The sequence below is a fragment of the Vibrio sp. 10N.261.51.C6 genome, assembly GCF_041471785.1.
GTDB lineage: Bacteria > Pseudomonadota > Gammaproteobacteria > Enterobacterales > Vibrionaceae > Vibrio > Vibrio crassostreae_C.
Genome location: NZ_JBFRPB010000030.1, coordinates 32,060 through 55,393, shown reverse-complemented (window position 1 = coordinate 55,393; position 23,334 = coordinate 32,060). Strand labels below are relative to the sequence as shown.

Genomic DNA, 23,334 nt, shown 5'->3' with positions numbered 1-23,334 from the left:
GAGCCAAGAGCACTAGATATAAAGTCGCGATAATCTGTTTACGATTCGAGTAACACCGTTGCCACAGCGTAGTGACGCTCATCCGAGATAGTCAGATGAATCGATGTTGTGCCATTCGCCTCTGCGATTTCACGCGCTTTCTTGTGTAAGCTCAATACTGGCTTACCATGCTCATCGTTTGAAATCTCAAAGTCGTGGAAGGTAACACCCAGCGCAATCCCCGTACCTAACGCCTTAGATGCAGCTTCTTTAGCAGCAAAACGTTTTGCAAGGTAACGGCCTTTTTGCTTCAACTGTTGGAATACTTCAAACTCAGAATCCGTCAAAATACGCTGAGCAAAAGCGTCGCCACTTCGTGACAATGCCTTTTCAACACGTTCAATTTCTGCGATATCTGTACCTAATCCAACAACAGCCATGCTTACCCTACTAACAAACTTCTATCTATTAACTCTACTAATTCGTCGCTTACGACTTAACGCTTACTGTTTAGAAAATTAAGCGTTGTTGCGTGCTGTTTCCATCACGGTTTTCATGTCTGCAACGGCTTTGTTCAAACCATCAAACACTGCACGTCCCATGATCGAGTGACCGATGTTCAGCTCGTAGATCTCAGGAAGAGCCGCAATTGGGGCTACGTTGTGGTAAGTCAGACCATGACCCGCATTGACTGTGATACCTAAGTCATCTGCATAGCTTGCGCCTGCTGCGATCTTCTTAAGCTCGTCTTGTTGATCTTCTTCTGTCTTAGCATCAGCATAGTGACCCGTGTGCAGTTCAATGAACGGTGCGCCACACGCTTTTGCAGCATCGATTTGCTCACGGTCAGCATCGATAAACAGAGATACCTTGATACCTGCTGCAGACAGTTTTTGTGTCGCCGCTTTGATCTTCTCTAGTTGACCAACCACGTCCAAGCCACCTTCAGTGGTTAGCTCTTCACGTTTTTCAGGAACCAGACAAACAAACTCAGGATTAGTATCGAGTGCAATTTGAACCATCTCGTCCGTTACGGCCATCTCCAAGTTCATGCGAGTTTGAAGTGTTTCAGCCAGAATACGCACATCGCGATCAACGATGTGACGACGGTCTTCACGCAGGTGAATAGTAATGCCATCTGCACCAGCACGTTCAGCGATTTCAGCTGCGTGTACTGGATCTGGGTATTTAGTACCACGTGCATTACGTAGTGTTGCAATATGGTCGATATTAACGCCTAAAAGGATTGAGCTCATTTTCCAATACTCCGTGCTCTGGAGAGGGCTATTGTTGGCATAAATAGCTCTCTACTTTTTAATGGTTTGCCGCCAAGATACGGCTTTAAGGCTATGCGTGTAAAGCGTTTTGCCGCTTTTAACTGCTCTTTAGTGATAAACCTACGTTCGCTGATTGCAATAAGTTCATCGCCCATAAAAGTCAGGTTATCTCGACGTACTGAAGCGATGAAACCTTTCTGCTCTCGATAGCGATAAGTCATGCTCGGATCAATCGCTTCGCCAGTGCCCGCGCAGTGTAAAAAGTCGACGCCGTAACCCATAGCAGATAATAGAGCCAGCTCAAAGCGACGCAGTGCTGGCTCAGGATTATCATTATGCGCCAGCTCTGTTAAAGCATGAAGATAGTCGTGAAAAAGTGCAGGCATCGGTACTTCCGCCATCAATACCCGACCGATAAGCTCGTTCACGTACATGCCTGAATACAGATTAATACCGGCGAGAGGGAGCCCCAAGCTGATGGGTTCAGCTTGGCGTAAGGTTTTCATCGAACCATTACCAGACCACTTAAGCAATAGCGGCGTAAAAGGTTGTAATGCACCTTTCAAATTGGAACGCTTGCTGCGAGCGCCTTTAGACATCAACGTCACCCGACCGAACTCTTCGCTGAAGACGTCCAAGATCAGGCTCGACTCACTGTATGGTCGACGGTGCAACACAAAGCATCGCTGTAACCCTTCGCTCAATCACTTACCCTTATTACAGATACAAAAAGAGAGAGTTCGCACTCTCTCTTGGATTTATCTTCAGTTCAACTTTCTTACTTCTTAATTCTTACTATCAGAAAGTGACGTTCAATATATTATAGATCGTCGATGTAGCCTAACGAGCGAAGTGCACGCTCATCATCAGCCCAGCCAGATTTAACCTTGACCCAAGTCTCTAGGTAAACCTTACGGCCGAATAGCTCTTCCATATCGATACGCGCTTCACGACCAATCGTTTTGATCTTCTCGCCCGCTTTACCAATCACCATTTTCTTCTGGCCTGTACGCTCAACAAGAATCAGTGCATTGATGTGGAAGCCATCGTTATCTGGGTTGTAATCGAAACGTTCGATTTCAACCGTTACCGAGTAAGGTAGCTCGTCACCCGTAAAGCGCATCAGCTTTTCACGGATAATTTCAGAGGCCATAAAACGTTGCGAGCGATCAGTCACGTATTCTTCAGGGAAGTGGTGTGTCGCTTTAGGTAAATGTTCACGTACGTGCTTACGCAGTACATCAATATTTTTACCTTGCTTCGCTGAGATTGGCACTACATCAATGAAGTCCATCTTCTTAGAGACTTCCATCATGTGCTGCATCACGTTAGTACGGTCTTGAACGTTATCTACTTTGTTGATGCAAAGTACAACTGGGAAGTCAGTCTTCTTCAGTTTGTTCAGAACCATCTCATCGTCGTCAGTCCAGTGAGTACCATCGACAAGGAAGAATACTAGGTTTACATCACTCAATGAGCTGTTCGCCGCACGGTTCATCAAGCGGTTGATGGCACGCTTTTCTTCAATATGAAGTCCAGGAGTATCAACAAAGATCGCTTGGTAATCACCCTCAGTTTCAACACCCATAATACGGTGACGTGTCGTCTGTGGTTTACGTGATGTAATAGAAATCTTCTGACCCAGAATATGGTTCAGAAGCGTCGACTTACCTACATTTGGGCGACCGACAATAGCGATGAAGCCACAGTGTTGGTTTTCCGGTAGGCCTGTTTTTTTGCTATCAGATGAAAAGAATGCATCGATATCGAAATCTTGGTTGTTATCAGACATTGCTTAGTTGCTCTAATGCTGTTTCAGCAGCCGCTTGTTCTGCCTTGCGGCGGCTAGTGCCTTTACCGATAACAGGTTTATCCACACCTGCCACTTCACACTCAACCGTAAACTCTTGGTTGTGTGCTTCACCTTTAATATTAGTCACTGTGTAGACAGGTAGAGGATTTCTTCGACCTTGCAAAAACTCTTGTAGGCGAGTTTTCGGATCTTTTTGAGATACTCCAGGCTGAATAGCATCTAGGCGAGATTGGTACCAGCTTAAAATAATGCCGCGAACCGTCTCGGTATCACTATCTAAATAGACAGCGCCGATGACCGCTTCAACCGCATCCGCTAGAATAGAATCACGACGGAAACCGCCACTCTTCAACTCACCTGGACCTAATTTTAAGTAATCTCCTAGTTCGAATTCACGACCTAGTTCTGCCAATGTATGACCACGTACTAATGTTGCGCGCATGCGGCTCATATCACCTTCGTTTACCTTAGGAAAACGGTGGTAAAGATCATCAGCGATAACAAAACTTAAAATTGAATCGCCCAGAAACTCAAGACGTTCGTTATGTTTACCTGCGGCGCTGCGGTGAGTCAGCGCCAAGTGGATAAGATCGGCATCATTAAACTGATAGCCAATCTTTCTCTCTAGTTTATCAATTGGAGAATTCATGCTCTCTCGATGTGTTATGTGATCGATTAATGAATCCCACCGATGCGATTAAAACGCACACCAGTAGGAATCCATGTTGGAAGTACACTGTCTGAACCGCGTTCGAATTCGAAGCTGATCCAAATAGCAACGGCCTTACCAACAAGGTTTGCTTCAGGGACAAAGCCCCAGTAACGGCTATCGGCACTGTTGTCACGGTTATCACCCATCACAAAGTACTGGCCTTCTGGAACGACCCATTCGTTAACACCATTGCGAGGCTGATATGCTTGCACACGATCGCGGCGCAATGGGTTAACTAAAATCTGGTGTTCTACGTCTCCAAGCTGTTCGTTCAGCTGAATCAGAGGCACACCATCTTGAATAAATTGGCTCTCTTCAACATTACTTAGTTTCACTGGTTCACAGCTACTTGTACCCTTCGCCTGAATGCAGATCTCTTTACGACTGCTGTAGCGAATGGTGTCACCTGGCATACCAACAACACGCTTGATGTAGTCGATGTTAGGCTGAGGTGGGTACTTAAATACGATTGAATCACCACGCTCTGGCTTGCCCGTTTCTACCAGTTGAGTGCGCCATACTGGGTCTTTTAGACCGTACGCGTACTTCTCTACCAAGATGAAGTCACCAACCAAAAGCGTTGGCATCATCGAGCCAGAAGGGATTTGAAACGGTTCATAAATAAATGAACGCAGAACCAAAACAAATGCAATTACCGGGAAAATGGACACACTGTTCTCAACCCACCAAGGTTGAGCCGTAACTTTTGCGCTAGTTTCAGCGTCTAGGCCATTCGATTGTGCTTCAACGTCAGCAAGCTTTTGCTGGCGCTTCTTCGCCCACACAAACTTTTCCAACGCCCATACAATGCCGGTCACTAGAGTTACGATCACTAAGATAAGCGAAAATGTATTAGCCATTGATATCCCTTAAATTTCATTTCTTTAAAAATAACGAAAGTGAAAGAGCATAACTCTTTCACTCTGCTTAATATTTCTAATTTGTATCAATCATGCTGACTAAATGCTGGGAAGATTACGAAGGAAAAATCGTTTAGTTCGAGGCGCAAAGTGCAGTGACTAGTGGGCCTAATTGCAATCTTTGCAACAAAGAAATAAACGATTTTAACCAGTAATGTTCAGCAGATAGTTAGTGCGATTGATACCTAGTCTTTGCCAACATGAAGGATTGCAAGGAAAGCTTCTTGAGGCAGTTCAACGTTACCGATCTGCTTCATACGCTTCTTACCTTCTTTTTGTTTCTTAAGAAGTTTCTTCTTACGACTGATATCACCACCGTAACATTTTGCGATTACGTTCTTACGCAGTTGTTTCACTGTAGAACGAGCAATGATGTGGTTACCAATCGCTGCTTGAATCGCGATATCGAACATCTGACGAGGGATGAATTCTTTCATCTTCTCTACCAGTAGACGACCACGAGACTGAGCAATATCTTTGTGCGTAATGATAGCTAGTGCATCAACTGTTTCGCCATTCAGCAGTACGTCTACACGTACCATGTTTGATGGCTCGTAACGTTGGAAGTTGTAATCCAATGATGCATAGCCGCGAGACGTTGACTTCAGACGGTCGAAGAAGTCTAGAACTACTTCTGCCATAGGAAGATCGTACGTCACAGCAACTTGGTTACCGTGGTAGACCATGTCTACTTGTACGCCACGCTTCTCAACACACAGTGTGATTACGTTACCTAGGTAATCCGAAGGTACCAGAATATTACAGCGTGCAATTGGCTCACGAATTTCTTCTAGGTCATTAACCGCTGGCAGTTTAGCCGGGCTATCAACGTAAAGAACCGTTTTATCTGTTTTTACAACTTCATACACTACTGTTGGAGCAGTTGTGATTAGGTCTAGGTCGTATTCACGCTCTAGACGCTCTTGGATGATCTCCATGTGAAGCATTCCTAAGAAGCCACAACGGAAACCAAAACCAAGTGCTGCTGAACTTTCTGGTTCAAAGAACAGTGATGCATCGTTCAGGCTTAATTTGCCTAACGCGTCACGGAAGTTTTCGTAGTCATCAGATGATACAGGGAATAGACCAGCGTATACCTGAGGCTTCACTTTTTGGAAACCAGGTAGACGTTCAGTGCTGCCGCCTTTTGCAAGCGTCAACGTATCACCAACCGGTGCACCTAGGATGTCTTTAATACCACAAACAACCCAACCTACTTCGCCAGTATTTAGCTCTGTAGTATCGATTTGCTTAGGCGTGAAGATACCTAGACGGTCAACACCCCATACTTGGTCTGTCGACATTACTTTGATCTTATCGTTCTTCTTCAGCTTACCGTTTTTGATACGAACCAAAGAAACTACGCCAAGGTAGTTATCGAACCAAGAGTCAATGATCAACGCTTGTAGAGGCGCTTCAGGATCACCTTCCGGTGGCGGGATTGCCGTCACGATGTTTTCTAGAACATCATCAACACCCAAACCTGTTTTCGCAGAACAGCGAGTCGCTTCCATCGCATCGATGCCAACGATCTCTTCGATTTCTTCAGCAACACGTTCTGGTTCAGCAGCTGGTAGGTCAATCTTGTTCAAGATTGGCACTACTTCCAGTTCCATTTCGATTGCTGTGTAACAATTTGCTAGAGTTTGTGCTTCAACACCTTGGCCAGCATCCACTACAAGTAGTGCGCCTTCACAAGCCGCTAGAGAACGAGATACTTCGTAAGAGAAGTCTACGTGTCCAGGAGTGTCGATAAAGTTAAGTTGGTAAGTTTCACCATCTTTAGCTTTGTAGTCTAAAGTCACACTCTGCGCTTTAATTGTAATACCACGCTCGCGTTCTATATCCATAGAATCGAGGACTTGAGCTGCCATCTCACGTTCACTTAATCCTCCACAAACTTGGATTAAGCGGTCAGAAAGGGTCGACTTACCGTGGTCGATGTGGGCGATAATCGAAAAATTACGAATGTGCTTCATAGGCTTGGTGTGACTAAACTCTTTGAATAGGGATAATAAGAAAGCCGCGACGCGTCCAATCTACAGTCAGCATTGGTGGCGGCATTTCAATCAAGTTGGCAGATTCTACCCAATTTAAGGGCAAGAAGCATCATAAATTAGACGAGAGACTCACCTAGGATTCGAATCAAGACGACTTCTTGCTTGGATTTGTCTTCCATGGGTTTGGCTAACCGCTTCGCTAAGGCAATCCCACCAGCAGTAAACAGTGCTGCACTTAAGATAACAATGCCCTCGCCCCCCTGGAGTAAGGGTTGTAACAAGAGTTGCCCAAAACCAGCACCAATCATCAACATGAAAAGTGGGATGAGATAAACAATCGCCGCCGACTGAAGTAGGCTTTTTTCTGGAAAGCCAATTTCTACGATTTGTCCAGCTTTGACTAAGCTTTTGGTTTTAAGGTGCCAAAACAAAGATTTATTGCCAACAGCCTTGGTCACAATACCCGTACCGCAGTTTTTTTGAGAAGAACAGCTGCTACAACTGGTTTGTTGTTCGCAGCTCAATTGAACAAAGTATTGCTTACCTTTTTGTTCAACCGAGCTAACGGTCGCCAGCGCGGTCATCATTGCGCTTGTACCGATTTATTAAATGTAACTGACTGAGCAATACGTTTTGCAGTTGCCGGCGGAATGTCACCAACCACAGAGATCTCTTTATCGCCAATCACTAAGCTGTGCAAGGTTCTACGCCCTTGACGCACCAGCTGCCCTTTCAATGAATGCTCATCTTTTTCCGCGATATAAACCGAAAAGTTAAACAGTCCATCACTGAAAAGCTGACTTTCAACCATTTTATCGGTCGCAGCCATTTGATAGCGGCTAAGCTCTTTTGATTTAAACCCTTCAGGAATCCACGACGCTTGCCAGTTAGTTTCACTCACTAAGCCTTCCGGTAATGATAAAACTTTCGGCAATTGAGCTTGGCTCAAGCCACCCATAGCCTCAGCAATCTTATCGTTCACCACGTAAGAGATAGTGCGGTACTGTTCAAGCACTTCGCCATCACGATCCAAAAGGTCGGCACGCAAAGGAAGATTCGTTTTTTCGTCTACCCAAACCACGTAAGAGTAGCGAAGGCCATCTTTCGGCACGACACGCAGCACTTGAGTGGTGCTACCTGCTTCACGAGAGCGACCAACTTTCACAAAGTCGTAGTACTGATTCAGAGATTCGATATCTCGATTAATCATCGGAATAACAGGCGCAACCATGCTGCCTGACTGAATCGTAAATGGCTCTGTACCCGGCTCGATGTAGCTAACTTCGTTGCCACGTCGAATGACTTCACGAACAGGGCCGCTTAGATAAACAAGGTGTGCAAGTTGTTGGTCGTCGTTAACCGCATGGCGATAAACAAGAGGCTCAATACTGCTCTTCTTTATCAAAATGTAGGAGAGTTCGTAATTTAGATGCTGACTGGCCTCGTTCATTTGATGCAACAAGGCCTTTGCAGTGGTTTCCTCTGCAAAGGCTGTTGGAGACATCAAGCTGAACAGTGTCAGTGCACTGACCAGGATTTTCTTCATTCAATGTCCGATTCTAGATGTGCATCTTGCATTGGCGATGCATCACTGTTTAATCTTAGCTGCAGCTCATAATCTTCTAACAATGCATGAACGCGTTTGCGCTGCTCTTGCAAGTTAGCTTCAGATGCTGGTTTCTCAACAGAGTCACGCGTTAAACTTACTGGTTCCGCAGAACCGGCAAATGGAATCGTCTGGAGTACAGGCAACTGCTCTGGTGCTGCAGGGTCGCTACCACCATATTGTTGAACACCTAATACAACGGCTAATGAAACACACGCTGCCACGGCAACTTGTCCAAACTGTTGTAACCACGCCGGAAGCTGACGCTTCGCTTGCTGAGGTTTAGGTTGCTCTTCAATTGGAGCAACAGTAGGTTCAACATTCACTTGGTGCAGGTTCGACATTGAACCATGTGCAGGCTCGTTCTCAAGCGCTGCCGCTACACTATTAGCAATGTTCCACTCTGGAGTTTCTGGCGAATCCCCACGCATAACATCACCAATTAAATGGTAACTCTGCCAAGTATCCATGCTTTCTTGATCAGATTCTAGATCTACAATGAGAGCTTTATCGATCGTTTCACCATCCATGAGTGCCGAAAGCTTTTCTTTATCAGCCATTATTTTCACCATAATTATTACAAGTTCTAGCGTTGCAAAAGAGGTTTGATTTTCTTTTCCACCGCTTCACGAGCTCGGAAAATACGCGAACGTACGGTTCCTACAGGGCAATCCATTACTTCTGCAATCTCTTCGTAGCTCAAACCTTCGAGCTCTCGCAACGTCATTGCAGTTTTTAAGTCTTCTGGTAGCGCTTCAATCGCTCCAAAAACAACTTGTTTCAATTCTTTAGACAGCGTTAAGTTCTCAGGGTTCGATATTTCTTTTAACGCGCTGCCTGTTTCGTAATATTCTGCATCTTCTGCATCTACATCGGTTACTGGCGGCCTACGGCTTTGGGCAACGATATGATTTTTAGCGGTGTTCACGGCAATTCGGTATAACCATGTATAGAAGGCACTCTCGCCACGAAAGTTAGGTATCGCGCGGTAAGCTTTAATAAAAGCTTCTTGTGCTACATCAGGTACATCACCGGAATTATTCACGTATCGAGAGATAAGATTACAAACTTTGTTTTGATACTTAACCACTAGTAAGTTAAATGCCTGCTTATCTCCACTCTGAACTCGCTCAATCAACACTTGATCGGTTAGCTGCTCGTTCATTCGAGCGGGTACTCCTATTGTTATAACCCTCACCTTCACAGATATGGGTACTAATTATGCGAAATGTAGTATTGACACCACCGTCTACAAGAGCACTATTGTGACTAAGCCAAATACCGAAAGTTCCAACTTTCTTAAAATTATTTGCCATTATTGTTTCACAATGTGATGTAATAAAAATAGCTATCCCTATCAATTTGGGGAAACTTGAGCAAAAGCAATGGTATTGAGCAATTAAATATTTCTAGATAGCTGTCTATATATTGATTTTGCATAGCGTTTAAGGATGACTCTGGAGAGATTATAACAGTCTTAGCCAAACTCCTAAAACAAGACAAAGTCAATTGAGAGTGGACAACTCGACTATAGCCCGGGATTTAATAAGTTTTATGAACGCAAACCGTGAACATCAGTGTGATGTATTAGTGGTAGGAAGTGGTGCGGCAGGCTTGTCATTAGCCTTACGCGTAGCAGAACATGCAAAAGTAATTGTATTAAGCAAAGGACCACGCAGCGAAGGATCGACGTATTACGCACAAGGTGGTATCGCCGCGGTGTTCGATGAGTCGGACAGTATTGAGTCTCATGTAGAGGATACTCAAATCGCTGGGGCTGGGTTATGCGAAGAAGATACAGTTCAATTCATTGCTGAAAATGCGAAAGAGTGTGTGCAATGGCTGATTGATGGTGGTGTTCCATTTGATAAAGATGAGAACAGCACAGAAGGCCAACCAAAATATCACCTCACTCGTGAGGGTGGCCACAGTCACCGCAGAATTCTGCACGCTGCCGATGCAACTGGCATGGCGATGCAAACCTCACTACAAGATAACGTCAACAACCACCCAAATATCGAGATCTTCGAGCGCCACAATGCGCTGGATTTGATCACGGAAGATAAGATTGGTGGTTCAAAAGACAAGGTGATCGGTGCCTACATTTGGAACCGTAACCAAGAACATGTTGAAACCGTGCGTGCTAAGTTTGTTGTATTAGCAACAGGCGGCGCTTCAAAGGTTTACCAATACACCTCTAACCCAGATGTTTCTTCAGGTGATGGTATTGCTATCGCTTGGCGTGCGGGTTGTCGTGTGGCAAACCTTGAGTTCAACCAGTTCCACCCAACTTGTTTATTCCACCCAGAAGCGCGTAACTTCCTACTAACGGAAGCACTGCGTGGTGAAGGTGCTTACTTGCGTCGTCCAGATGGTTCTCGCTTTATGAAGGACTTCGATGAGCGCGGTGAACTGGCGCCACGTGATGTGGTTGCTCGTGCAATTGACTTCGAAATGAAGCGCTTAGGTGCCGACTGTATGTATGTTGATATCAGCCACAAGCCTGAAGAATTCATCACAGCGCACTTCCCGATGATCCATACTCGCTTGATGGACTTGGGCATCGACATGACCAAAGAGCCGATCCCTATCGTACCAGCCGCTCACTACACGTGTGGTGGTGTCATGGTGAATAAGCAGGGTCAAACCGACCTAACGAACTTGTATGCGATTGGCGAAGTGAGCTACACCGGCTTACACGGTGCAAACCGAATGGCTTCTAACTCACTGCTTGAGTGTGTGGTTTACGCATGGGCAGCAGCAAAAGATATCGTTGAGAACATCGACCAATCTCAACTGTGCGCTGAACTGCCAGCATGGGATGAAAGCCAGGTCACCAACAGTGATGAAGAAGTTATCATTCAACACAACTGGCACGAACTGCGCCTATTCATGTGGGATTACATGGGCATTGTTCGAACGGATAAACGACTAGAGCGAGCATTGCGTCGCATTCAGATGCTGCAACAAGAAACTCATGAGTACTACAGCTACTTCAAGGTTTCGAATAACCTATTAGAACTGCGTAACTTGCTACAAGTGGCAGAGCTAATGGTTCGTTGTGCAATGCAACGTAAAGAGAGCCGCGGCCTCCACTACACGTTGGATTACCCTGAACTTGCAGAAGACAGTCGCCCAACGATTCTGACGCCAGAGAAACGCCAATCATAATAATTGGTTAAACGTGCTTAGCGAATTAGCCGTCAGCGGAAAATGATTAAACGAAAGGGAGCCGAGAGCTCCCTTTTCTTTTGTCTAACGCTTTCTTTTATCTAGCGTGTTCGTTGTAAGTTCGCCAGAAAATGACGATATTCGCGCTCGCAACAGCTGTCTCGCCAAAGCAGTACCGAGTGCCCACATTCAAACTGTAATTTAACGAAGAACTGCGCCCAGATCTTATCAACGGACTTGAGTCGGTAAGTTCGGTCATTGAGTCGAATATCACCATCCTCTCTGTAATCAAAACGCCCATAGACACTATTTAGAATCACATGATTGTTTCTGAACAAGCGGATCATTAAAGCTAAGCAATAAAGGCTGGCGGCAAGTGGAATAGAAGACAGGACGATGAAAAACAAAAGGCACCCAAAAATAGTGCCTTTTGCAAATAATGCGGAATATGAAGGGTTAAGCTGGAGCTTAACGAACCTTGCTGAGGTTGTGTGCGACAATTTTATCAACCATTGATGCATGGCCTAGGTTTTCACTGCGTCCGTGTCCCATCACCCAAGTAAACAAATCTGGGTCATCACACTCTAATAGAGAAACAAACTCGCGCTGTTCCTGCTCTTGCAATGAATCAAAACACTCTTCGAAAAATGGCATGATGACTACATCAAGTTCTAACATGCCGCGACGGCAACCCCATTTAATTCGTGCTTTCTGCTCTGCAGTGTACATTGGCTATCCTCACCTATAATTTTTCTTTCTCGGAGTGTAACAAGTCATACGCCCTGTAACTACTATGTGAGTCACAGTCCCTATCTAAGCTCACAAAAAAACCTAGGCTGACAAAGAAACAGAACCGGATTAACATAGAGCCAAATAAAATTCTTAGGAAAGATAAAATGGATTGGAAAAACACATTTCAGCCACTCGCTCATACGCAAAATGAATCGCTTCCAGAACTGATGATGACACACGTGTCAGACTGGAGCGCAATCACCATGATAGGCGATGACAAAAAGTCGTACCTACAGGGTCAAGTAACGTGCGATGTCGTCACTCTTCCTAATGATGAATCCACGTTAGGCGCGCACTGTGATGCAAAAGGAAAGGTATGGAGCATCTTCCGCCTGTTCCATCACAATGGCGGTTACGCACTCATGCAGCCTAAATCTGCGATTGAAGTAGAGCTGGTCGAAATCAAAAAATACGCCGTGTTCTCTAAGGTTGATATCGAGCAAACGACAGATGTTGTTATCGGTGTGATGGGCGCGTCTGCGGATCAATATATTGATTCAATTTCAGAAGGCCAAGGTAACGTGCGTGCTATCTCTGGTGGTACAGCGGTTCAAGTTGCAGATAACCGCTGGGCTCTACTTGTGACAGAAGAAGCCGCTGAAGCCTTGGTATCAAACAGCGCTGCGGAGAAAGTATCAGAAACACTTTGGCAATATCATGAAATTCTTGATGCTCAGCCTAACCTATCGAAAGCAGAGCAAAACGAGCACATCCCTCAAGCGCTTAACCTGCAAGCGATTGGCGGTATCAGCTTTTCAAAAGGCTGTTACACAGGTCAAGAAACGGTAGCTCGTGCCAAGTACCGTGGCATGAACAAGCGTGAGATGCGCATTGTTTCAGGAACGACAGCAGAAGTATTGTCTCTAGAGAACCCAATTGAACTAGAGCGTAGCGTGGGTGAGAACTGGCGTGGCGCAGGCCGACTATTAAACGTCTATCAATTTGCTGATAACCGAGCGATTGGTTTGATGGTACTGCCAAACAACCTTGATGACGATGTTCAGCTGCGACTGACCGCGCAGCCTGATCAAACATGGAATATCCTGCCACTGCCGTACAGCCTTGACGACGAGTAACCACGTGGAAACGCAGATTACACAATGGCTGGATCAACAGCAGGTGAATTATCGCCTGCTGATGCAAAGCAAGCCAACCACCAGCATTGAAGAAACTGCACAAGAGCGAGGCATCGACGCCTCTCAAATGGTGAAGTGCATCCTGCTCAAGGATATGGGCAACCAGTATGCGTTAGCCTGTACTGCTGGCGATCGCTCTGTCGACCCCAAGAAAGTACGCTCGGTACTGAATTGCCGTCGAATGACCTGCGTGTCGCTCGCTGATGTTGAAGCGATCACCGGTTTTAAAGTGGGTTGTGTTGGTCCGCTCGCTCTCAAGAGACACATGCCGATCATTTTTGATCCTTCCATTCAAAACAACTCGACCGTAACCATTAGCTCCGGCGACCGAATGGCTGGCGTTGCGCTGGATCTCAATGATCTTATGGCGCTATGTGCACCGACCGTCGCGGACATCAGTCGATGATCGTTTAGATCATGCTTCGCAAACTTCATTTTAATATTTCATTGAGTACATTTTTAGTGTGAACCTCGTCATAAGAAGAACACACCATTAATAAATAGTTACTCAAAATAAAAGCATAAGTAGTCACAAAGTTAAATTTGCGTTATTGTAAATTTACTGACTAGCTATTAAGCAAATCAGTGCAAGTGAATCCACTGAGTAACATCAGTATCCACTTTTGTGTAATGCATCTGTGACTATTCGCCCGTTTTAGACGGGCTTTTTTTTGTCCGAAATTTACAATTTGATTACACAAACAAAAAAATCCCGCCTATTCTTATACTTGTAACATTATCACTGCTTAATACTGAACAGAAAAGTTCACGGCAGTTCACTACTCAGTATTATTTTGGGGAGGAGCTCACGTAAAAATAGATATTTACTGAAGAAAGTGCTTAGAACAGCACAAATATCTAATTAACGTCAACGCTACTGCATATAACTCCATGCTTATCACAATTATTATCTCGGAGTTTTTCTATAATATGCAGGCTAGGTAAATATAAGGATAATTAAGAATGAGACTGTTTAAGCGCTATACACCGAGTATGATTGCTAAACATGTAAGTCGACTTTTCAAAGGACGAATCTACATTTACGGCGTAGGAAAATTTGAGTTTGATAACGGTAAGCTAGTGCTACCAGACCGAGCAGAAAAACGTCACTTTCAAACAGTGAAAGAAATAAATAGTGAAATCATGAAACTGCGCTGCGCGTACGCATGACCTGATTATCTACAGAATTAAAAACAAAAAGGGTTGGCATTATGCCAACCCTTTTTTCGTACCAATTTTCGTATCAATGATGATTCGATATACCACCAGAACACTATGTCATTATCGATGAGTCACTGGACGCTTAGCTAAGTCAGGAAGATTGCCAGACAAACCCAGTGCGCGCTTCATGATCTCATCTTTCGCACCCGGTAATTGGCCCGCAAGCTTCATACCAATGCCACGAATCAGCTTCTTAGCTGGGTTATCGCCTTCAAACAGATCTTTAAAGCCCTGCATTGAAGCAATCATTTTCGCCGCCTCTGCTTTTCTCCAGCGCTCGTAGCCGCGAAGATTACGCTTGGTGCCAATGTCTTCACCCGCAGACCATAGCTTTAACAGCTCTTGCGCTAGGCTTGCTGCGTCTAATAGGCCAAGGTTCACGCCCTGCCCTGCTAATGGGTGAATGGTATGAGCAGCATCACCAACCAAAGCCACACGCTCTACCGCAAAGTCACGCGCATAACGCATGCGCAGTGGGAAGGCAAAACGGTCACCAACCACTTCACATAAGCCCAGCTTTGCATCGAACTCAGCTGTTAACTGCTTGTTGAATTCAGCATCCGACATTGATACGAGGTTCTCGGCACGATTTGGTTCCGTAGACCAAACAATCGAGCTCATGTTGCTTGGTTGCATTGGTAGGAATGCCAATGGGCCTTGAGGCGTGAAGATTTGACGAGCAACGCTGTGGTGCGGCTCTGTGGTTTTGATGTTCGCGACAATCGCACTGTGTCCGTAATCCCAATGTGTTAATGGGATATCTTGCTGCTTACGAACCCAAGAGTTTGCGCCGTCTGCTCCAACAACTAACTTAGCTGTCAGTGCTTGACCATTGTCCAATGTTAACCAAGCTTCACTTTCACCAATCGCCATCGTTTTACACGTTGCGGGCATATACAGGCTGACGTTGTCTTGTTTCTTAACCTGATCAAGCAGCGCTAATTGAATCACACGGTTTTCAACGATATGACCAAGATTAGGCTGAGCCAAGCGTGTCGAGTCAAACTCAATACGAGCGAAACTGTCTTGTTCCCACACTTCCATCGCTTGATACGGTGCAGCGCGTCTTTGTTCGATACCTTGCCATGCACCTAGGTTACGAAGAATCACTTCACTAGAACGACTCAACGCGGATACACGCACATCAGGCAGCTCACTCAGCCCTTCACTAGGCGCTCTGCCTTCAATGACAGCGATTCTTAGGTCACTGTCTTTTAGGGCAGCAGCAAGCGCTAGGCCAACCATGCCACCACCAACAATCGCGATATCAACACTTTGCATCATTATTTATTACCTTATCTTTCTACTAGGCCAAGCGTATGACGCAAAAGTGGACCTTTAAGTGGTGGAAGGTTATCTATTACGGCTAACCCAAGATTACGCCCAATGCGAGCGGTCATATAATCGTTTGAGAACAGGTGAACTAGGCTTGAAGTCAACGTGATCGTTGCGTCTCGGTCTTGTTCTCTACGCTTTCTAAAGTTAACAAGACCACGGTAACGACCTACATCATCTAACTGGGTACACAACTCTTCTGCCAAGGAAGCCACATCTCGGATGCCTAGGTTAAAGCCTTGCCCCGCAATTGGGTGAAGCGTTTGAGCAGCATTACCAACAATGGCAAATCGATGAGAGATATTTTGCTGTCGGTGACGAAGAATCAGAGGGTAACTCGCGCGCTTGCCGACCTTCTCTAATCGGCCAAGTCGCCAGCCAAAGTCATTCTGCAATTGCTCAAGAAATTCATTGTCGTTTAGCGTCATCACTTTTTGTGCTTGCTCTGGTGTTAAACACCAAACCAGCGATAAACGGTTGTCACTCATCGGTAATAGAGCAACTGGCCCATGATGGGTAAAACGCTCAAATGCGCGACCTTGGTGAGGTTCACTCGCCACAATATTGGCAATCACAGCGACTTGCTCAAAGTCGTGCTCACTCAATGAGATATTGAGCTGTTGGCAACAGGTTGAGATTGCACCGTCAGCAGCAACCAGTAACTTAGTGGTTACTGTTTGCCCACTTGTCAGTTCAATCGTCGTCAACGCTTCTTCACGTTCAACTTTACTAACAGACTCAGGACAAAGCATGGTAATTGCCGCTTCTGATTCAAGTTTCTGCTGATAGATTCGACCCACATCTGCTAACTCGACCACGTAGCCAAGCGCATCTACAGCAAGCTCTTCACTGTAGATGCCTGTCATTCCGGCATGCCCGCGATCCGAAACATGGATATCTTTAATCGGGGTCGCGACCGGAGCGATAGATTGCCATAAGCGCAAAGAATCCAGGATCTGCACCGTGCCATAGGACAAAGCAATCGAACGAGAATCAAACCCAGGGTGAGCTTGATGATCAACCTGATAAGGCTCCACTACCGCAATCGACAGTGAACCTTGGCTTAGGTGATTCAAAGCAAGGGCTAAGGTTGCCCCTGCCATTGCGCCACCAGCAATTACAACATCATACTGAGCCATCATAACCTCAAACCGGCCAACGAATTAATGAATGGTAGGCGCCGCATCTTCAGATGGGCGAGCACCAAATTCAGCATGAATCGTTAGTGCACACGCTTTTACGTGCTCAATAACGTGCTCTAGAAGCTGCGCTTGCTCTTCCAGATCATCTTCTTCGTCAATGCCTAGCTTGGCCATCTCTTCTAGATCAGCTAATGCTTCTTTTGTACTGTCAGACGCTTTGTTCAATTGAGCGCCAACCAAGCCTAGACCAGAAATGAAATGGTTAATCCAATCAGACACACCATCAGCCAAGTCAAATAGGCTTGCGCTTGCGTCTTCGTCAGGCAGCAACATAGACAATTCCATACCCGAACCTGTGATTTCACTGGTCGTTACTTTCAGTGTCGCTTCCGCTAGCGTTAATGCGCGATCTGGCCAACCCATGCCTTCATTGGTGTAATCGAAGATCAGTGGTTGCCAGCTTTTATCTGCAAGGCTTAAGCCTCCGCTTAACATACCCGTTAATAAACCGTGCATCTCAGCAGGGGTTACGGCTAGACTTGCCGATTGAAGTTCAGTCGCAACCGTTAGGTAGTCAGGTAAAGTAGTTTCGCTCATCAGATAGCTCGCTCAGTTATTCTTTATATCGATAGTATAATCGTACCACTTCACCCCAATTCTGGTAAGCATCGATCCCCAGCAATTGAAGGATGACTGACTACCAATTGTTCAATTTGCTGAATTACTGTGTGCTCAAGCTCTCATTTACAAACAGTCACTCTGAAAAGCTTGAATCTTAATAGCGGTTTACCTATAGTTTCTCCCTCAGAGGAGATTGCTTCCTCATCGGTACTTGCACTTTTTCTTTCTCAAAAAATGGCGAAGGGCAACAGCCTTAAAATAGCGCGTTAAAGAGTTCATCCATCATGAGTAATCAAGCGGTAGACGTTGAAATATTAGGAAAACTGACTCGAGTGAATTGTCCACCAGGGCAAGAAGAGTCATTGATTGCAGCGGCGGCCGATCTTGATAATCGATTGAAAGAGATGGCTGAACGTACTAAGGTAACCAATGAAGTGAAGCTGCTGACTATCGCAGCTCTGAATATTTGCTACGAATTACAAACCAAGAAGTTTGAAGCAAATGATGAACAAAACGCACTGACCGAGCGAATGGAACAGCTCACGACATCACTTTCAGATGTCCTCAGTAAAGTTAAGCACGGACAGCAATAGCGTACACAAAATTTACCCTGGAGTGTTTGTCAGAGGATTCACGTCCCCGAGCCGATAAGCAATCCCTAAGGGTTAGTACTTGAGTGCTATTGAGCATGCTCGGCCCGACCGAGAAGCCTACGGTAATCATTGCTGATCCGCCTTGAACTCGCTGGTTCAAGGGCCATCTATTCTCAACGGCACTTTGGGGTATCCCTTCTTATGAAGACGCTCACACGCAGCGAATTTCGCAAACAGATCCGTATCAAACGCAATGCCTTATCTGGCGACCAACAAACTCAATCCGGTATCGACTTAGTTAAGCAGTGCATGCAGCTTGATGAAATTCAGTCTGCTCAGCATATTGCCCTCTATATCTCTATCGATGGCGAACTCGATACTCAGCCTTTAATCGAATGGTTATGGGCGCAAGGTAAGCACACTTATTTACCAGTATTGCACCCCTTCTCTGCCGGGCACCTGCTGTTTTTACACTACTCGCCAACCACACCGACGGTCTTGAATAAGTACGGTATTGTCGAACCTCAGCTCAATCAAATGCTGGTTAAACCTTGTCAGCAACTCGACCTTATTCTTACGCCCCTTGTCGGCTTTGACTCCCATGGCCATCGTTTAGGTATGGGCGGCGGATATTACGATCGCACCTTGGCAAAGTGGTTCGAGACGGGCGAAGGTGCAGCTCCTATTGGTTTGGCTCATGATTGCCAACATGTTGATACGCTACCGATTGAAGAATGGGACATTCCGTTACCTAAAATCGTGACTCCGAGTAAAACTTGGCAATGGGAAAACAACCATTAAAGCGCTATAATCGCGCCGCAAACGTTAACCTCGATATAGAAACGTTAACTCAATATCTAAACGTTAACTTCATCATTACGCAAACGATCAATTCAAAGCGCAAGACCTTATTCAGGAGAATGGCATGACTCAAGATGAAATGAAAAAAGCAGCTGGCTGGGCAGCACTTCAATATGTTGAAGAAGGCAGCATTGTAGGTGTAGGTACTGGCTCTACAGTAAATCACTTCATCGACGCACTAGGCACAATGAAAGACAAAATCAAAGGTGCGGTTTCAAGCTCTGTTGCTTCAACGCAGCGACTAGAAGAGCTAGAGATCAAAGTGTATGAGTGTAACGATGTCGCTAAGCTAGACATCTATGTTGATGGCGCAGATGAAATCAACCCAACTCGCGATATGATCAAAGGCGGCGGCGCTGCTTTGACTCGTGAAAAAATCGTAGCGGCTATCTCTGATAAGTTTGTGTGTATTGTTGACGGTACTAAAGCAGTTGATGTGTTGGGTAAATTCCCACTGCCTGTTGAAGTAATCCCAATGGCACGTTCATACGTGGCACGTGAGTTGGTTAAGCTTGGTGGTGACCCAGTTTACCGCGAAGGCTGCACAACCGATAACGGCAACGTGATCCTAGATGTGTACGGCATGGCGATCGAAAACCCGAAACAACTAGAAGATATCATCAATGGTATAGCTGGTGTGGTGACGGTTGGTCTGTTCGCTCACCGTGGTGCTGATGTGGTTATCACCGGCACGCCTGAAGGTGCAAAAATCGAAGAATAAATAATAGAAGATTGAGTTTTTCTGTTACTTCATTACATACGGTGCCCTAGGGCACCGTTTTTTTTGCTTTATTGCTGTAAAATTATGTCTTATTCCGTAATTTTCTTACCCAAAACATTTTTTTTTTGTTACTTTATTGTTCAGAAGACGCACAGGGAAAACGTTTGTCTCCTAACAAAGTGGTGAATTTGTTCCCCTTTCAGCCATTTTGTAGCACGTGCGCCGCATTTGCCCAACCTTTCCATTTTAAGGACGAGAACAATGGCCAAAGTTTCACTGGAAAAAGAAAAAATTAAAATTCTACTTCTAGAAGGTCTTCACCCTTCTTCTGTAGAAGTACTGCAAGCCGCTGGTTACACAAACATTGAGTACCACAAAGGCTCGCTACCGGAAGATGAACTTCTTGAAGCAGTAAAAGATGCTCATTTCATTGGTATTCGTTCTCGCACTAATATCTCCCAAGAAGTTATTGATGCAGCTGAAAAGCTGGTTGCCGTCGGTTGTTTCTGTATTGGTACTAACCAAGTCAACCTTCAAGCAGCAGCAAAACGCGGTATCCCTGTGTTCAACGCACCGTTCTCAAACACTCGAAGCGTTGCTGAGCTCGTTCTTGGTCAGGTTCTATTGCTACTACGTGGCATTCCAGAAAAGAACGCGCTTGCACACCGTGGCATCTGGAAAAAGAGTGCCGACAACTCTTACGAAGCCCGTGGTAAGCGTTTAGGTATTATTGGCTACGGTCACATCGGTACTCAACTGGGTATTATTGCTGAAAACCTTGGCATGCGTGTTTACTTCTACGACATTGAAAACAAACTGTCTCTGGGTAACGCAACGCAAGTTCATACCATGACGGAATTACTGAACAAGTGTGACGTAATCTCTTTGCACGTCCCTGAAACCAACGAAACAAAAGACATGATGGGTAAAGAAGAGTTCGAGCGCATGAAGCCTGGTTCTATCTTTATCAACGCAGCTCGTGGCACGGTAGTCGATATTCCTGCTCTGTGTGGCGCTCTGGAGTCTGGACACCTTGCAGGTGCGGCTATTGATGTTTTCCCAACAGAACCAAAAACCAATGCAGACCCGTTTGAGTCTCCATTAATGCAGTTCGATAACGTGATCCTAACGCCTCACGTGGGTGGTTCAACTCAAGAAGCACAAGAGAACATTGGTGTTGAAGTTGCTGGTAAGCTAGCGAAATACTCTGATAACGGCTCTACGCTATCAAGTGTTAACTTCCCTGAGGTATCACTACCACTGCATACTGGAACGTCTCGTTTATTACACATTCACGAAAACCGCCCAGGCATCCTAACTCAGATCAACACCATCTTCGCTGAGGAAGGGATCAACATCGCGGGTCAATACCTACAGACTGCGGCTGATATGGGTTATGTCGTTATCGATGTAGAAGCCGATCGCTCTGAAGAAGCACTGCTTAAACTGAAAGAGATCGAAGGCACAATCCGTGCTCGTCTTCTTCACTAATCATCGCACTCAAAATGCATAAAAAAGGCTCTCATTATGAGAGCCTTTTTAGCATTTGGCCTATCGTAGGTAATTAGGTCGTCATGATCCAAAACCTTCTATAGCACTGTCATTACTCTTCGATCTGGTAGATCACATTCACGCGATCACGAATGGTGATCGTTGAGTCTTCATAAGAGTTCGATTCTGTTCTTGCATCCATCGCCATTGAACGCATGAGTACTGGCTGAGAAGATTGGGCGTTGTAATCCACGCGCCATACATCACCTAACTCGCGCTCAAAACCACTCGCCAATGATTTAGCTTTTGATGTCGCATCTTTAATGGCTTCTAAGCGCGCTTGCTCTTGATACTTAGCTTGGTCGCGAACTTGCAGTTGGATGTTGTCGATCTGATTAATGCCTTCTCCAATCGCAATATCCATGTACTCATTAAGATTAGCTAGCTCAGTCACTTGAACGGTCACATTACGTGAGGCGCGGTAGCCAACCAGTTCCGGTTTGCCATCTTTCGGGTAATGATATTGAGGAGATAAATACAGGTTAGAGCTGTGTACACTCGCCTCATCAACACCAGCTTGATGCAGCTTGTTTAGAAAGCCTGTCACGACTTTATCAACGGTATTTTTAGCCTGTTCAGCAGTCATCGTCGATTCCACGACTCTCACAGAGAATGTCGCCATATCAGGTGTAGCGATCACTTCACCATAGCCTGTCGTTGAAATATGAGGAAAGGATGGAGAGTCAGCCAATGATGGAAAACTCACAGCACTCAACGCCGCAGTAAGAGTAAGAGACGTTGCTAACATCTTTGGTACAAGCTTCATTAGGTATGACCTATGCTAAACAAATGTCCTTTCATCATAGAGCAATTTATCGTTTAGCCAATCCAGAGCACACACTTCTAACAGAACTTTGACGCTGAAAAAACCAACAGTTTACTGAGGTAAGTGATTGTGAGCAAAACTCAATATTGCTTGGGATACCTCTTTTAATACTCCGCTCTCAAGCTGCCAATGGTGCCAATAGATGCGATAAGAGAGCAGAAAGCCAGGGGTAATATCAATCAGAGCACCAGACTCGAGCTCATCGATAATCTGTAATCGGGGGATCAAGCAATAGGCTACACCCGATAATGCCAAGCGCACAAATGCTTCTGAACTGCCGACTGTATGATTGATCACACTGTCTCTCGGGACGTTAAAATGATCATGCAGAAACTTCTTATGCAGATCATCGTATTGATCATAGGAAACCGCAGGTGCTTTGCTTAAGGTGGCGTAGTTTACGCCCTCTGCAAAGTAACGCTGATGAAAGTCAGGGCTAGCCACGCACACATAATCCATCCTACCGAGATAGTCAGCACTGCAGCCAGGAATCGCTTGAGACTCCAAACTGATTGCACCGGCCACCTCGCCACTTTTAATCTTTTCAATGGTTCTCGACTCACCATGAATCGCGAGGTTCAACTCGACTTGGCGAGACTTAATCACATCCGACAAAGCTGGTAGCAACCATGTCGCCAAACTATCAGCGTTGGTGGCTATGGATATCGATAGTGGTTGATTACCCTCTTCATTCATCAACTCAGGCACAAGCTCGTGCTCTAACAAACGAACACGGCGATATAAGCCCAGTAGTTTTTTACCCGCAGGCGTTGGCCTAGGCGGGCTTTCTCTCACCAAGACTGGCTGAGCCAACCACTTTTCCAGCTGTTTGATGCGTTGAGATACCGCCGACTGGGAGATATATAACTGCTCAGCAGCCCTTTCGAAACTACGTTGTTTTACTACAGCATCCAGTGCTTCAATCCATTTATAATCCAATCCGCGCATCAATTTGCTTCCTTTTTAAGCTAACTCATCACCACATTAGCAACTCTAATAATGGATTAAAATCATTAATTATACTTATTTAAAGGGTCAGAGTATCTTCGCCATATAG

26 protein-coding genes and 1 other RNA gene are annotated in these 23,334 nt (G+C 45.4%); 9 read left to right on the top strand and 18 right to left on the bottom strand.

Translation table 11 applies throughout. From position 1 onward, the window contains the following. Nucleotides 1–38: 38 nt before the first annotated feature. The 11 genes from acpS to rpoE all read right to left on the bottom strand — a co-directional run bounded on the left by acpS (nucleotide 39) and on the right by rpoE (nucleotide 9,472). On the bottom strand, nucleotides 39–419 hold the full coding sequence (gene acpS, locus AB4375_RS08160) for a holo-ACP synthase (protein WP_017059039.1): 381 nt from the start codon (nucleotides 417–419) through the stop codon (nucleotides 39–41). Nucleotides 420–497: 78 nt separating this feature from the next. Next, the gene (gene pdxJ / locus AB4375_RS08155) at nucleotides 498–1,235 is read right to left on the bottom strand and encodes a pyridoxine 5'-phosphate synthase (RefSeq protein WP_137001310.1); all 738 of its coding nucleotides are present in this window, start codon (nucleotides 1,233–1,235) and stop codon (nucleotides 498–500) included. Then, nucleotides 1,232–1,960: a DNA repair protein RecO gene (gene recO / locus AB4375_RS08150; RefSeq protein ID WP_019826299.1), complete on the bottom strand. Its 729-nt coding sequence runs from the start codon at nucleotides 1,958–1,960 to the stop codon at nucleotides 1,232–1,234. Before recO ends, pdxJ begins: the two co-directional genes overlap by 4 nt. 116 nt (nucleotides 1,961–2,076) lie before the next feature. Next, nucleotides 2,077–3,048, bottom strand: coding sequence for a GTPase Era (gene era, locus AB4375_RS08145; RefSeq protein ID WP_017059042.1), 972 nt, complete (start codon nucleotides 3,046–3,048; stop codon nucleotides 2,077–2,079). Next, nucleotides 3,041–3,718, bottom strand: coding sequence for a ribonuclease III (gene rnc, locus AB4375_RS08140; RefSeq protein WP_017066012.1), 678 nt, complete (start codon nucleotides 3,716–3,718; stop codon nucleotides 3,041–3,043). The genes era and rnc overlap by 8 nt, the downstream gene beginning before the upstream one ends. Nucleotides 3,719–3,744: 26 nt before the next feature. Next, nucleotides 3,745–4,641 carry a signal peptidase I gene (lepB, locus tag AB4375_RS08135; protein WP_017068697.1) on the bottom strand — a complete coding sequence of 299 codons (897 nt, stop codon included), beginning with the start codon at nucleotides 4,639–4,641 and terminating at the stop codon, nucleotides 3,745–3,747. Between the two features lie 245 nt (nucleotides 4,642–4,886). Beyond that, nucleotides 4,887–6,680 (bottom strand): translation elongation factor 4, encoded by a 1,794-nt coding sequence (gene lepA / locus AB4375_RS08130; protein ID WP_017059045.1) that lies wholly within the window; start codon nucleotides 6,678–6,680, stop codon nucleotides 4,887–4,889. A 137-nt stretch (nucleotides 6,681–6,817) separates the two neighbouring features. Further along, a complete protein-coding gene (locus AB4375_RS08125; RefSeq protein WP_372051304.1) occupies nucleotides 6,818–7,288 on the bottom strand; it encodes a SoxR reducing system RseC family protein in 471 nt (156 codons plus the stop codon). Then, nucleotides 7,285–8,247 (bottom strand): sigma-E factor regulatory protein RseB, encoded by a 963-nt coding sequence (gene rseB, locus AB4375_RS08120; RefSeq protein WP_017059047.1) that lies wholly within the window; start codon nucleotides 8,245–8,247, stop codon nucleotides 7,285–7,287. The genes AB4375_RS08125 and rseB overlap by 4 nt, the downstream gene beginning before the upstream one ends. Beyond that, nucleotides 8,244–8,867 (bottom strand): sigma-E factor negative regulatory protein, encoded by a 624-nt coding sequence (locus tag AB4375_RS08115; RefSeq protein ID WP_017063205.1) that lies wholly within the window; start codon nucleotides 8,865–8,867, stop codon nucleotides 8,244–8,246. Before AB4375_RS08115 ends, rseB begins: the two co-directional genes overlap by 4 nt. Before the next feature lie 26 nt (nucleotides 8,868–8,893). Beyond that, on the bottom strand, nucleotides 8,894–9,472 hold the full coding sequence (rpoE, locus tag AB4375_RS08110; RefSeq protein ID WP_017068700.1) for an RNA polymerase sigma factor RpoE: 579 nt from the start codon (nucleotides 9,470–9,472) through the stop codon (nucleotides 8,894–8,896). 389 nt (nucleotides 9,473–9,861) lie between these two features. Here rpoE and nadB point away from each other — a divergent pair, with 389 nt between their 5' ends. Continuing rightward, entirely contained in the window at nucleotides 9,862–11,478 is a 1,617-nt protein-coding gene (nadB, locus tag AB4375_RS08105; RefSeq protein WP_372051303.1) for an L-aspartate oxidase, read from the top strand. 101 nt (nucleotides 11,479–11,579) lie between these two features. On the opposite strand, the gene AB4375_RS08100 is transcribed toward nadB, so the two are convergent. Further along, the gene (locus tag AB4375_RS08100) at nucleotides 11,580–11,999 is read right to left on the bottom strand and encodes a protein YgfX (protein ID WP_372051302.1); all 420 of its coding nucleotides are present in this window, start codon (nucleotides 11,997–11,999) and stop codon (nucleotides 11,580–11,582) included. Next, nucleotides 11,947–12,207 (bottom strand): succinate dehydrogenase assembly factor 2, encoded by a 261-nt coding sequence (locus tag AB4375_RS08095; RefSeq protein ID WP_004735374.1) that lies wholly within the window; start codon nucleotides 12,205–12,207, stop codon nucleotides 11,947–11,949. Before AB4375_RS08095 ends, AB4375_RS08100 begins: the two co-directional genes overlap by 53 nt. A 167-nt stretch (nucleotides 12,208–12,374) precedes the next feature. Here AB4375_RS08095 and ygfZ point away from each other — a divergent pair, with 167 nt between their 5' ends. From ygfZ to AB4375_RS08080, 3 genes are all read left to right on the top strand, one after another. Further along, nucleotides 12,375–13,346: a tRNA-modifying protein YgfZ gene (gene ygfZ, locus AB4375_RS08090; RefSeq protein WP_372051301.1), complete on the top strand. Its 972-nt coding sequence runs from the start codon at nucleotides 12,375–12,377 to the stop codon at nucleotides 13,344–13,346. A 4-nt stretch (nucleotides 13,347–13,350) separates the two neighbouring features. After that, on the top strand, nucleotides 13,351–13,812 hold the full coding sequence (locus AB4375_RS08085) for an aminoacyl-tRNA deacylase (protein WP_029235114.1): 462 nt from the start codon (nucleotides 13,351–13,353) through the stop codon (nucleotides 13,810–13,812). 557 nt (nucleotides 13,813–14,369) lie between these two features. Further along, the gene (locus AB4375_RS08080) at nucleotides 14,370–14,576 is read left to right on the top strand and encodes a DUF1107 domain-containing protein (protein WP_009847660.1); all 207 of its coding nucleotides are present in this window, start codon (nucleotides 14,370–14,372) and stop codon (nucleotides 14,574–14,576) included. Nucleotides 14,577–14,687: 111 nt separating this feature from the next. On the opposite strand, the gene AB4375_RS08075 is transcribed toward AB4375_RS08080, so the two are convergent. From AB4375_RS08075 to AB4375_RS08065, 3 genes are read right to left on the bottom strand one after another with little or no spacing between them, the layout of a single operon-like run. Further along, the gene (locus AB4375_RS08075) at nucleotides 14,688–15,911 is read right to left on the bottom strand and encodes an FAD-dependent 2-octaprenylphenol hydroxylase (protein ID WP_017063203.1); all 1,224 of its coding nucleotides are present in this window, start codon (nucleotides 15,909–15,911) and stop codon (nucleotides 14,688–14,690) included. An 11-nt stretch (nucleotides 15,912–15,922) separates the two neighbouring features. Beyond that, the gene (gene ubiH, locus AB4375_RS08070; RefSeq protein WP_372051312.1) at nucleotides 15,923–17,101 is read right to left on the bottom strand and encodes a 2-octaprenyl-6-methoxyphenyl hydroxylase; all 1,179 of its coding nucleotides are present in this window, start codon (nucleotides 17,099–17,101) and stop codon (nucleotides 15,923–15,925) included. A 24-nt stretch (nucleotides 17,102–17,125) separates the two neighbouring features. After that, nucleotides 17,126–17,701: a YecA family protein gene (locus AB4375_RS08065; RefSeq protein ID WP_017070457.1), complete on the bottom strand. Its 576-nt coding sequence runs from the start codon at nucleotides 17,699–17,701 to the stop codon at nucleotides 17,126–17,128. 308 nt (nucleotides 17,702–18,009) lie between these two features. On the opposite strand from AB4375_RS08065, the gene zapA reads away from it, so the two are divergent. From zapA to serA, 5 genes are all read left to right on the top strand, one after another. Beyond that, the gene (gene zapA / locus AB4375_RS08060; RefSeq protein WP_004735366.1) at nucleotides 18,010–18,318 is read left to right on the top strand and encodes a cell division protein ZapA; all 309 of its coding nucleotides are present in this window, start codon (nucleotides 18,010–18,012) and stop codon (nucleotides 18,316–18,318) included. An 11-nt stretch (nucleotides 18,319–18,329) separates the two neighbouring features. Continuing rightward, a non-coding RNA gene (ssrS, locus tag AB4375_RS08055) (6S RNA) lies at nucleotides 18,330–18,513 on the top strand. Between the two features lie 6 nt (nucleotides 18,514–18,519). After that, the gene (locus AB4375_RS08050) at nucleotides 18,520–19,119 is read left to right on the top strand and encodes a 5-formyltetrahydrofolate cyclo-ligase (protein WP_372051300.1); all 600 of its coding nucleotides are present in this window, start codon (nucleotides 18,520–18,522) and stop codon (nucleotides 19,117–19,119) included. Nucleotides 19,120–19,243: 124 nt separating this feature from the next. Continuing rightward, complete coding sequence (gene rpiA / locus AB4375_RS08045) at nucleotides 19,244–19,900, top strand: ribose-5-phosphate isomerase RpiA (RefSeq protein ID WP_017059057.1); 657 nt, start codon at nucleotides 19,244–19,246, stop codon at nucleotides 19,898–19,900. Nucleotides 19,901–20,161: 261 nt separating this feature from the next. After that, nucleotides 20,162–21,391 (top strand): phosphoglycerate dehydrogenase, encoded by a 1,230-nt coding sequence (gene serA / locus AB4375_RS08040; RefSeq protein ID WP_017059058.1) that lies wholly within the window; start codon nucleotides 20,162–20,164, stop codon nucleotides 21,389–21,391. Nucleotides 21,392–21,503: 112 nt separating this feature from the next. On the opposite strand, the gene AB4375_RS08035 is transcribed toward serA, so the two are convergent. Together AB4375_RS08035 and AB4375_RS08030 are read right to left on the bottom strand one after the other, a co-directional pair. Then, nucleotides 21,504–22,217 (bottom strand): oxidative stress defense protein, encoded by a 714-nt coding sequence (locus AB4375_RS08035; RefSeq protein ID WP_017059059.1) that lies wholly within the window; start codon nucleotides 22,215–22,217, stop codon nucleotides 21,504–21,506. A 111-nt stretch (nucleotides 22,218–22,328) separates the two neighbouring features. Beyond that, nucleotides 22,329–23,225 (bottom strand): LysR family transcriptional regulator ArgP, encoded by an 897-nt coding sequence (locus tag AB4375_RS08030; protein ID WP_372051299.1) that lies wholly within the window; start codon nucleotides 23,223–23,225, stop codon nucleotides 22,329–22,331. Nucleotides 23,226–23,334: the final 109 nt, after the last annotated feature.